Source organism: Tabrizicola sp. (genome assembly GCF_031377265.1).
Lineage (GTDB): Bacteria > Pseudomonadota > Alphaproteobacteria > Rhodobacterales > Rhodobacteraceae > JAUYQR01.
The window spans coordinates 1-8691 of record NZ_JANMET010000046.1; the positions used below are offsets into that span (position 1 = coordinate 1).

At 64.8% G+C, this 8691-nt stretch carries 10 protein-coding genes and 1 riboswitch; of the genes, 8 read left to right on the forward strand and 2 right to left on the reverse strand.

The features are described from left to right. Positions 1-184 precede the first annotated feature (184 nt). The 8 genes from ybeY (at position 185) to RMO18_RS02785 (ending at position 7601) form a co-directional block, all read left to right on the forward strand. Positions 185-688: an rRNA maturation RNase YbeY gene (gene ybeY / locus RMO18_RS02750; RefSeq protein WP_309663794.1), complete on the forward strand. Its 504-nt coding sequence runs from the start codon at positions 185-187 to the stop codon at positions 686-688. Positions 689-728: 40 nt separating this feature from the next. Next, positions 729-1619 carry a transporter associated domain-containing protein gene (locus RMO18_RS02755; protein WP_309663795.1) on the forward strand — a complete coding sequence of 297 codons (891 nt, stop codon included), beginning with the start codon at positions 729-731 and terminating at the stop codon, positions 1617-1619. Between the two features lie 2 nt (positions 1620-1621). After that, positions 1622-3100 carry an apolipoprotein N-acyltransferase gene (lnt, locus tag RMO18_RS02760; protein WP_309663796.1) on the forward strand — a complete coding sequence of 493 codons (1479 nt, stop codon included), beginning with the start codon at positions 1622-1624 and terminating at the stop codon, positions 3098-3100. A gap of 36 nt (positions 3101-3136) precedes the next feature. Further along, a riboswitch (SAM-SAH riboswitch) is annotated at positions 3137-3184 on the forward strand. An 8-nt stretch (positions 3185-3192) separates the two neighbouring features. Further along, positions 3193-4371 (forward strand): methionine adenosyltransferase, encoded by a 1179-nt coding sequence (gene metK / locus RMO18_RS02765; RefSeq protein ID WP_309663797.1) that lies wholly within the window; start codon positions 3193-3195, stop codon positions 4369-4371. A gap of 35 nt (positions 4372-4406) precedes the next feature. Next, positions 4407-4871, forward strand: coding sequence for a preQ(1) synthase (queF, locus tag RMO18_RS02770; protein ID WP_309663798.1), 465 nt, complete (start codon positions 4407-4409; stop codon positions 4869-4871). A 4-nt stretch (positions 4872-4875) separates the two neighbouring features. Beyond that, a complete protein-coding gene (locus RMO18_RS02775; RefSeq protein ID WP_309663803.1) occupies positions 4876-5565 on the forward strand; it encodes a tRNA (guanine(46)-N(7))-methyltransferase TrmB in 690 nt (229 codons plus the stop codon). A gap of 165 nt (positions 5566-5730) precedes the next feature. Then, positions 5731-7086: a 3-phosphoshikimate 1-carboxyvinyltransferase gene (aroA, locus tag RMO18_RS02780; RefSeq protein ID WP_309663799.1), complete on the forward strand. Its 1356-nt coding sequence runs from the start codon at positions 5731-5733 to the stop codon at positions 7084-7086. Next, positions 7083-7601, forward strand: a complete 519-nt coding sequence (locus RMO18_RS02785) for a hypothetical protein (protein ID WP_309663800.1) — start codon at positions 7083-7085, stop codon at positions 7599-7601. The genes aroA and RMO18_RS02785 overlap by 4 nt, the downstream gene beginning before the upstream one ends. 11 nt (positions 7602-7612) lie before the next feature. Here the strand turns inward: RMO18_RS02785 and RMO18_RS02790 are convergent, their stop codons facing one another. Both RMO18_RS02790 and RMO18_RS02795 read right to left on the reverse strand, forming a co-directional pair. After that, a complete protein-coding gene (locus RMO18_RS02790) occupies positions 7613-8050 on the reverse strand; it encodes a VOC family protein (RefSeq protein WP_309663801.1) in 438 nt (145 codons plus the stop codon). 22 nt (positions 8051-8072) lie between these two features. Then, positions 8073-8691: radical SAM protein (locus RMO18_RS02795; protein WP_309663802.1), on the reverse strand; the 619-nt coding region annotated here is incomplete at its 5' end.

The window sequence follows — 8691 nt, forward strand, 5'->3', positions numbered from 1 at the left end:
TTTTGGGGGGTGGGCGGGGGGGCTAACGACCTGTGGCCCGCCGGGGGGTAGTGCGCCCGCGCCCCGGGGCAGGGGGGTCCTCGGACCCCCCAACCCTTCGGGCAGGCCCGAAGGCTTTCCCCCCGAGGATATTTGGCGAAGAGGAAGGGCTTGAGGCGGCCTTCGCGTTGGGTTAGGGCGCGGCATGGCACAGCTTGTAGATACGGTGACAGAAGATGCGCGCTGGACCGCGGCCGGTCTTGACGGTTTGGCGGAGCGGGCGGCACGGCAGGCGCTGGAGGCCTTGGGATTTGCACCGGAGGGGTTCCAGATCAGTCTGTTGGGTTGTGATGACGCGCGAATCGCGGTGCTGAACGCGGATTTTCGCGGCAAGCCGGTGGCGACCAATGTGTTAAGCTGGCCTTCGGCCGAACGCGGGGCAGAGTTTGTCGGCGAAACGCCAGCGCCGCCAACCGCCGGATCCTTGCCTGAGCCGGAGAGCCTGGGCGATATCGCCTTGGCCTATGACACCTGTGCGGCAGAAGCGCGTGCGCAGGGCAAGACGATGGAAGATCACGTCACCCACCTGATCGTGCATGCGGTGTTACATCTGCTGGGCTATGATCACATCGAGGCGGAAGATGCTGCGCTGATGGAGGGTCATGAGGTGCGGATACTTGCAACCTTGGGTGTTTCTGACCCATACTGACGGCTTGCCCGCACAAGGGCGTTTTCTGGATAAAGGACCGATGGGCAGTAGCAACGATGGGTCAACCGCAGCGCCGGGCGCGCTGCCGGATCTGACCGAAGACGAGCGATCCGACCCCGCGCAGCGGGGCTTTTTCGGGCGCCTCCTTTCCGCATTTTCCCCAGGGTCTGACGGGTCGGTGGCAAACGCCGCGGATGCGTCGCCCGTTGGTAGCACCCCCGGTCTTGGCGCCTTGCGCCGGATGCGGGTGGATGATGTGGCGATCCCGAAAGTGGAGATCGTGGCGGTGTCGCTGGATATCGGCAAGGATGAACTGGTCGAGGTGTTCCGTGAGCATGGCTTCAGCCGCGTGCCGGTCTACAAGGGCACGCTTGACCATCCGCAGGGGCTGGTGCTGCTGAAGGATCTTGCCTTGCAGCATGGTTTTGGTGCCTCGGGTCGGTTTTCACTGAAGCGGTTGCTGCGCCCCATTCTATATGCGCCGCCGTCGATGCCCACAGGTGTGCTTTTGCAGAAAATGCAGAAGGAGCGGGCGCATATGGCGCTGGTGATCGACGAATATGGCGGGGTGGACGGGCTTGTCACCATCGAAGACCTGATCGAGACGGTGATCGGCGAGATCGAGGACGAGCATGACGAGGACGAAGGCGCACTGTGGAAGGAAGAAAAGCCCGGCGTGATTTTGGCGCAATCGACGGCGCCACTGGAAGAGATCGAGGCCGCACTGGGCATCCGGCTTCGCACCGGCGAAGAGGACGAGGAGATCGACACGTTGGGCGGGCTGGTCTTTCTGCGCACCGGCCGGGTTCCTGCGCGGGGTGAGGTGGTGACGCATGAAAGCGGGGCCGAGATCGAGATCGTCGATGCCGATCCCCGGCGGATCAAGCGGTTGCGCGTGCGGCTGCCGGGTCCTGCCAGGGACGCGGACTGATCTTGGGCCTGGCGCAGACCTGGCCCGGCGGGCGGGTGGCCGCAGCCGCCTTTGGCCTGGGCGCGGTCATGGCGCTGGGGCAGGCGCCTTTGGGGTTCTGGTGGGCGACGCTTGGCGGATTAAGCGGCCTGATCTGGCTGGTCGGCCGCAGGGTCGGGGCAAGCCCTGCGTTCTGGACCGGGCTGTTTGGCGGGGCGGGCTATTTTGCGCTGGCGCTGTCGTGGATCGTTGAGCCGTTCTTGATTGATGCCGCGCGGTTCGGCTGGATGGCACCTTTCGCGGTGGTGCTGTTGTCTTTTGGTCTGGCGTTGTTCTGGGGGGTGGCGGCGGCGCTGTCTGCCGGGGCAAGGCAGCGCGCGCTTGGGTTTGCGGTTGCACTTGCGGCGGTCGAAGCGCTGCGCGGTGTGGTGTTGACCGGCTTTCCCTGGGCGCAGATCGGCCATGTCTGGATCGGCACGCCGCTGGATCAGCTGGCGGCCTTTGCGGGTGCGAACGGATTGACCCTGCTCACCACGCTGGCGGCAGCATTGCCACTGGTCTGGGGGTGGCGCGGTGCCGGTTCGGCGGTGGTGGTGCTGGGCGCTGTTGCCGGGGCGGGGCAGATGCGGCTGAACGCGCCGCTGCCTGACGATCGCGCGGTGACGCTACGGCTGGTGCAACCCAACGCCGAGCAGGAGTTGAAATGGGATGCGGATCGTGCTCGGCTTTATTTTGTCCGGCAGTTGGACCTGACACGGACCGAGCCGGTGGCCGATGTGACGATCTGGCCGGAAACCGCCTTGCCCTACATCATGGAATACTCGCCGGAAGTGGCCCCGCAGATCGCCGCGGCCTCTGGCGGGAGGGCGGTCATTCTGGGCATTCAGCGGGCCGAGGGCGACCGGTTCTGGAACAGCATGCGGGTGATTGGGCCGGAAGGGCTGGTGATGGCCCAGTATGACAAGCATCATCTGGTGCCGTTTGGCGAATACATCCCGTTTGGCGATCTGGCGGGCGAGTGGTTCGGGCTGACCGCCTTTGCGGCCCAGACAGGCAACACCTATTCCGACGGGCCGGGGCCGGCGGTGCTTGACCTTGGCCGTTTTGGCAAGGTGCTGCCACTGATCTGCTATGAGGCGGTCTTTCCGCTGGAGGTGAATGCAGCACCCGAGCGGGCCGACTGGATCTTGCAGATCACCAATGATGCGTGGTTCGGGGTCTGGACCGGGCCGTTCCAGCACGCGGCACAAGCCCGGTTGCGCGCGGTGGAACAGGGCCTGCCCCTGGTCCGTGTCGCCAATACCGGGCTGACCGAAGTGGTCAACGCGCGGGGCCGGGTTGTGGCGGAACTTCCCTTCGGCACCATCGGTGCACTGGACGCGGTGCTGCCGGGGGCGCTGGCGCCAACACTATATTCCCGCTTTGGCGAAGTGCCGGTACTTTTGTTGCTGGCGGGCCTCGCTGTGCTGACCTTGGCGCGGGTGCAAACCGCTGCCCATTGACGCCCCGGCGCGCGGGGTTTACGGCAGTCGGATCATGACCTGTCACAACGGCTTCCTGGCGTGACGGGAATACACAACGGAGCACTTCCCCCATGAACACTTCGACTGGCCGCAAAGACTATGTCTTCACCTCGGAATCGGTGTCCGAGGGCCATCCCGACAAGGTCTGTGACCGGATTTCGGATGCAGTGCTGGATGCTTTCCTGACCGAAGAACCGAATGCGCGCGTGGCCTGCGAAACCTTTGCCACCACCAACCGCGTGGTTGTCGGTGGCGAGGTTGGCCTGTCGTCAAAAGAGGCGACGCATGGCATGATGGCCCGCATCGATGGCATCGTGCGCGAGTGCGTGCGCGACATCGGCTATGAGCAGAAGAAATTCCACTGGGAAAAGATCAAGGTTCACAACTACATCCATGAACAATCCGCGCATATCGCCCAGGGCGTGGACCGGGACGGGGCCGGCGATCAGGGCATCATGTTCGGCTATGCCACGCTGGAGACCGCGGAATTCATGCCCGCGCCGATCCAATATGCCCATGCGATCCTGCGGGCCTTGACCGAGGCGCGCAAATCCGGGGCCGAGCCGACATTGGGCCCGGATGCCAAAAGCCAGCTGACCCTGCGCTATGCGGATGGCAAGCCGGTTGAGGTGACGTCGATCGTGCTGTCGACCCAGCACACCTCGAAGCGGCAGACCTCGAAAGTGATCCGTGGCATAGTGGAGCCCTATATCCGTGAGGTGCTGCCAGCAGGCTGGATCACCAAGAAGACCGAATGGCATGTGAACCCGACAGGAACATTTGTCATCGGCGGGCCTGACGGGGATGCGGGCCTGACGGGGCGCAAGATCATTGTCGATACCTATGGTGGTGCTGCCCCGCATGGCGGCGGCGCGTTTTCCGGCAAGGATCCGACCAAGGTTGACCGGTCCGCCGCTTATGCCGCGCGCTATCTGGCCAAGAACGTGGTGGCCGCCGGTCTGGCCGAACGCTGCACTTTGCAGGTCAGCTATGCCATTGGCGTGGCAAAACCCCTGTCGATCTATATCGACACGCATGGCACCGGTACTGTGGACGAGGCCGCGATCGAGCGCGCCGTGGCCGAATGCATGGATCTGACACCACGTGGCATCCGCACGCATCTGGGCCTGAACCGCCCGATCTATGCCCGCACCAGCGCCTATGGCCATTTTGGCCGCGCGCCGGAAGCAGACGGCGGCTTTTCATGGGAGCGGATCGATCTGGTCGAGGCGCTGAAGAAAGCGGTCTGACCGCAGCGCCTCGGCGCAATCTTTGGGGAACGGCGATGGTCAAGACAGATGTCACAGGATTAACCCAGCTGGGTCAGGCAACGGTCACGCCTGCCGATCCGGACGCAGCGGTTCTGGAACGGGTGCCTGCGGGCCATGCCGGAACCGGCTATCTCGTGCGCTTTACCGCGCCCGAATTCACCTCGCTGTGCCCGATGACCGGCCAGCCGGATTTCGCGCATATCGTCATCGACTATGTGCCAGCCGACTGGTTGGTCGAATCGAAGTCGCTGAAGCTTTACCTCACCAGCTTTCGCAACCACGGCGCGTTCCACGAGGATTGCACCCTCGATATCGCCAAGCGGCTGGTGGCGCTGCTGTCGCCGCAATGGCTGCGGATCGGGGCCTATTGGTATCCGCGTGGCGGGATTCCGATCGATGTGTTCTGGCAGACCGCCGCACCGCCTGAGGGCGTCTGGATCCCCGATCAGGGTGTTGCGCCCTACCGGGGCCGTGGCTGACCTTATGACCAATACCCCCGCGCCCGAGCGCCGCAATTTCTATGGCCGGATCCGGGGCAAGACCCTGCGCGCCAGCCAGAAAACCTATCTGGCCGAGGGGCTGGAGCCGCTGTCGCTGGCGGGCGTGACCCGTGACGTAAACCCCGCGCGCGCGCCGCTTGATCTGGGTGCCGTCACCGGTGGGCGGCCCTTGTGGCTGGAGGTGGGCTTTGGTGGCGGCGAGCATCTGGTGCATATGGCCGCGCGCTATCCGGGGGTGTTCCTGCTTGGCTGCGAGCCTTTCGTGAATGGCATCGCGATGCTTCTGGGCAAAGTGCGCGACGGTCGCATTGGCAATCTCGCGATCCATCCAGGTGATGTGCGCGACCTGTTCGAAGTGTTGCCAGAAGCATCGGTTGCCAAGTGCTTTCTGAACTATCCCGACCCTTGGCCAAAGACCCGCCACCACCGCCGTCGCTTTGTGACGCCTGCCTATCTGGCCGGGCTGACGCGGGTGCTGCGTCCGGGGGCCGAGTTTCGGGTGGCAACCGATATTCCCGATTACGTCCGCCAGACGGTGGAGGAAGTGCCGCGCGCCGGGTTTGAACTGCTCGGTCAGTCGGCAGAACCCTGGGACGACTGGCTGTCCACCCGCTATGAACAAAAGGCGCTGCGCGAAGGGCGACCCCCGCATTACCTGACCTTCCGCCGTTGACCGGAACCTTGAGTATCCGGCCGGGGTACGCACCATTTTCGGGTCTGCTCATCGAGAAATACTCCCCCCGGAGGGTCTGCGTTGTCAGGAACGACCGGATGGTTGAGGTGATGGACCCCGCGAAAGCCTTGCGCTATCAGGCTGGCGGCAGCTGAGGAGTACCGAATGTCAGGCCATGGCCACGCGCAACCGATGACGTCCCGCAAATCCGGCCCGCTCAGCGGTGTGGCCGAGGTGCCGGGCGACAAGTCAATCAGCCATCGGGCGCTGATCTTTGGGGCGATGGCGGTGGGCGAGACCAGGATCACCGGCCTTCTGGAAGGCCAGGATGTGCTGGATACTGCAAAGGCGATGCGGGCCTTCGGGGCGACGGTGCTGCAGCACGGCCCGGGTGCCTGGTCGGTGCATGGCGTTGGCGTCGGTGGCTTTCAGGAGCCTGCGGATGTGATCGATGTCGGCAATTCCGGCACCGGCGCGCGGCTGATCATGGGCACCATGGCCACCACCGGGATCACTGCCACCTTCACCGGCGACGCCAGTCTGCGCAAACGCCCGATGGGGCGTGTGACCGACCCGCTCAGCCTGTTCGGCACCCAGGCCTATGGGCGCAAGGGCGGGCGTTTGCCGATGACGCTGGTGGGGGCGGCCAACCCGGTGCCGGTGCGCTATGCGCTGCCGGTGGCCAGCGCGCAGGTCAAGTCCGCGGTCCTGCTGGCCGGACTGAACGCGCCGGGCCAGACCGTGGTGATCGAACACGAGCCGACGCGTGACCATTCCGAACGCATGCTCGTGGGCTTTGGCGCCGAACTGACGGTGGAGAAGGGGCCCGAGGGCAACATCATCACCCTGACCGGCCAGCCGGAGCTTCGCCCGCAGACCGTGGCCGTGCCGCGCGATCCTTCAAGCGCCGCATTTCCGGTTTGTGCCGCCCTGATCATCGAAGGGTCGGACATTCTGGTGCCCGGCGTCAGCCAGAACCTGACCCGCAATGGCCTTTATCTGACATTGGTCGAGATGGGGGCCGAGATCGAGTTTCAAAACCCGCGTACCGAAGGTGGCGAGCCGGTGGCCGATCTGCGCGTGCGCTTCAGCGGTGCGATGCGCGGGGTCGAGGTACCGCCCGAGCGTGCGCCCAGCATGATCGACGAATATCCGATCCTGTCGGTGGTTGCCGCCAACGCGACAGGCCGCACCGTGATGCGCGGGGTGAAGGAGTTGCGGGTGAAGGAATCCGACCGCATCGACGCCATGGCCCGCGGGCTGGAGGCTTGCGGCGTGCGCATCGAAGAGGATGAGGACACGCTGATCGTGCACGGTATGGGGCCGGGCGGGGTGCCGGGAGGGGCCACGGCCAAGACCCATATCGACCACCGGATCGCGATGAGCTTTCTGGTCTGCGGGATGGCGTCGCAAAAGCCGGTTTCGGTGGATGACGCCTCGCCGATTGCCACCTCGTTTCCAATCTTCAACACGTTGATGTCGGGCCTTGGTGCCGTGCTTGAACAGGGCCAGCCTGCATGAGCCGCAATGCCGTGGCATTCTGGGCGCTTTTTGCGCTGACGCTGGGCGTCTATCTGACCATGCTGCTGTGGTCGCTGCCGCAGCTGCAGGGCATGGCGGGCGGACTGCCGGCCTTTGATCTGCGCCCGATGGGATACACCCCGACCGAAGCCCGCGCGCTGCTGGCGGCGTTGGGGCCTACGGGTGCGGACTTTTATCTGAATGTGCAGCTTTGGATCGACACGGTCTATCCGGGGCTGATGGCCGCCGTCCTGATCTTTGCCTACGCCAAACTGGCGCGCGGCGCGTGGGTCTGGGTGTTTTCGGCACTGGCGGTGGTGGCGGCATCCTGTGATTATCTGGAAAATCACGCGGTGGCCGGCATGTTGCGCGCCGGGCCAGAAGCGGTCAGCGACGCGATGATCATGGCGGCAAGTGGTTGGTCGCTGTGGAAAAGCGTGATCTCCACGGCGGCTTTTACCGCGCTTCTGGCACTTTTGCTGCGGGCTGGATGGCACAGGCTGCGTCGGCGTTAGGGCAGGGGGCGCTAAGGCAGCGGGCGCTCGCCGATCCGCTGGGCTACCATCACCAGATAGCCATCCGGGTCTTGCACCAGAAACTCGCGCTGGCCCCCCAGCCGGTCACCCCAATCGCGCCATTTCTCGCGCAGCGCGACGTAGAAGGGCACGCCCGCCGCTGTCATCCGCGCCGCCATCGCGGTGGCATCGCTGACATAGACCTGCACCACCATGCCACGCCCGAAGGGGGGCTGCATCGGCCCGGTCTCCCAGTCACCGTCGCGCTGGTAGATCATCACCTGCGCGCCGTCGGGATGCACCAGGCAGGCCAGCTTTTGCGTAGGCCGGGTGAAGGCCACGGCAAAGCCCAAGGGCCCGGTCCAGAAGGCCAGGCTGCGCGGATAGTCCTCGACCATCATCTCGGCCATCAGCGCGGCCCAGGGGGAAGGGGGTGATCCAGTGCCCATTTTGGGGTCCTTTTGATTGAATTTATCTGGCCGCAGTGCGCGATGCGCGCGGCGCCAACGCCTGTTCGGGCAACTGATCCGCCCCCCAGAATTCGGCGACAGTCGGGCCGGGGCGCGCCGGGCGGCGGAAAAAATCACCGATCTCCTGCCGCCAGACACCACGGCCCATCCGGGTGTACCAGCGCATGGCATGGCGCAGGTCGGGGTCCGGTTGGCGGTAGATCCGCCACAGCGCGCGCGGGCGCAGTTGCAAGACGGCCTCGATCAGTTTCACCCATAAAAACACCCGCCACGCCGGGACACGTGGGGTTTCCAGCACCTGATGCTTGTAATCCCACAGGCGCAGATCGGTCTGGATCACGCGGCGGCGCGCGGATTGGCGGTGAAACGGTGTCCAGCGGTGCGGGGTGGCATAAACCGACATCACCTGATCGGGGTCATAACGCAGCAAATGGCGCAGCAGGCGAATGTAATCGGCGTCGGTTTCTTCCTCAAATCCCACAGCAAAGGTGCACAACCCGATCATGCCATGCGCGCGCAGCAGGGTGATGGCCTGCTGATCCTTGGCACGGCTTCCGCCTTTGCGTACGGTTTGCAGTGTCGCCTCGTCCGTGCCTTCAAGGCCCAGAAGAAAGCGGATG

Coding starts and splice junctions, on each gene's coding strand:
- RMO18_RS02790 (WP_309663801.1), bottom strand. CDS start 8,050: ATGGGCACTGGATCACCCCCTTCCCCCTGGGCCGCGCTGATGGCCGAG.
- queF (WP_309663798.1), top strand. CDS start 4,407: ATGGTCAAGACAGATGTCACAGGATTAACCCAGCTGGGTCAGGCAACG.
- RMO18_RS02775 (WP_309663803.1), top strand. CDS start 4,876: ATGACCAATACCCCCGCGCCCGAGCGCCGCAATTTCTATGGCCGGATC.
- ybeY (WP_309663794.1), top strand. CDS start 185: ATGGCACAGCTTGTAGATACGGTGACAGAAGATGCGCGCTGGACCGCG.
- RMO18_RS02755 (WP_309663795.1), top strand. CDS start 729: ATGGGCAGTAGCAACGATGGGTCAACCGCAGCGCCGGGCGCGCTGCCG.
- aroA (WP_309663799.1), top strand. CDS start 5,731: ATGTCAGGCCATGGCCACGCGCAACCGATGACGTCCCGCAAATCCGGC.
- RMO18_RS02785 (WP_309663800.1), top strand. CDS start 7,083: ATGAGCCGCAATGCCGTGGCATTCTGGGCGCTTTTTGCGCTGACGCTG.
- metK (WP_309663797.1), top strand. CDS start 3,193: ATGAACACTTCGACTGGCCGCAAAGACTATGTCTTCACCTCGGAATCG.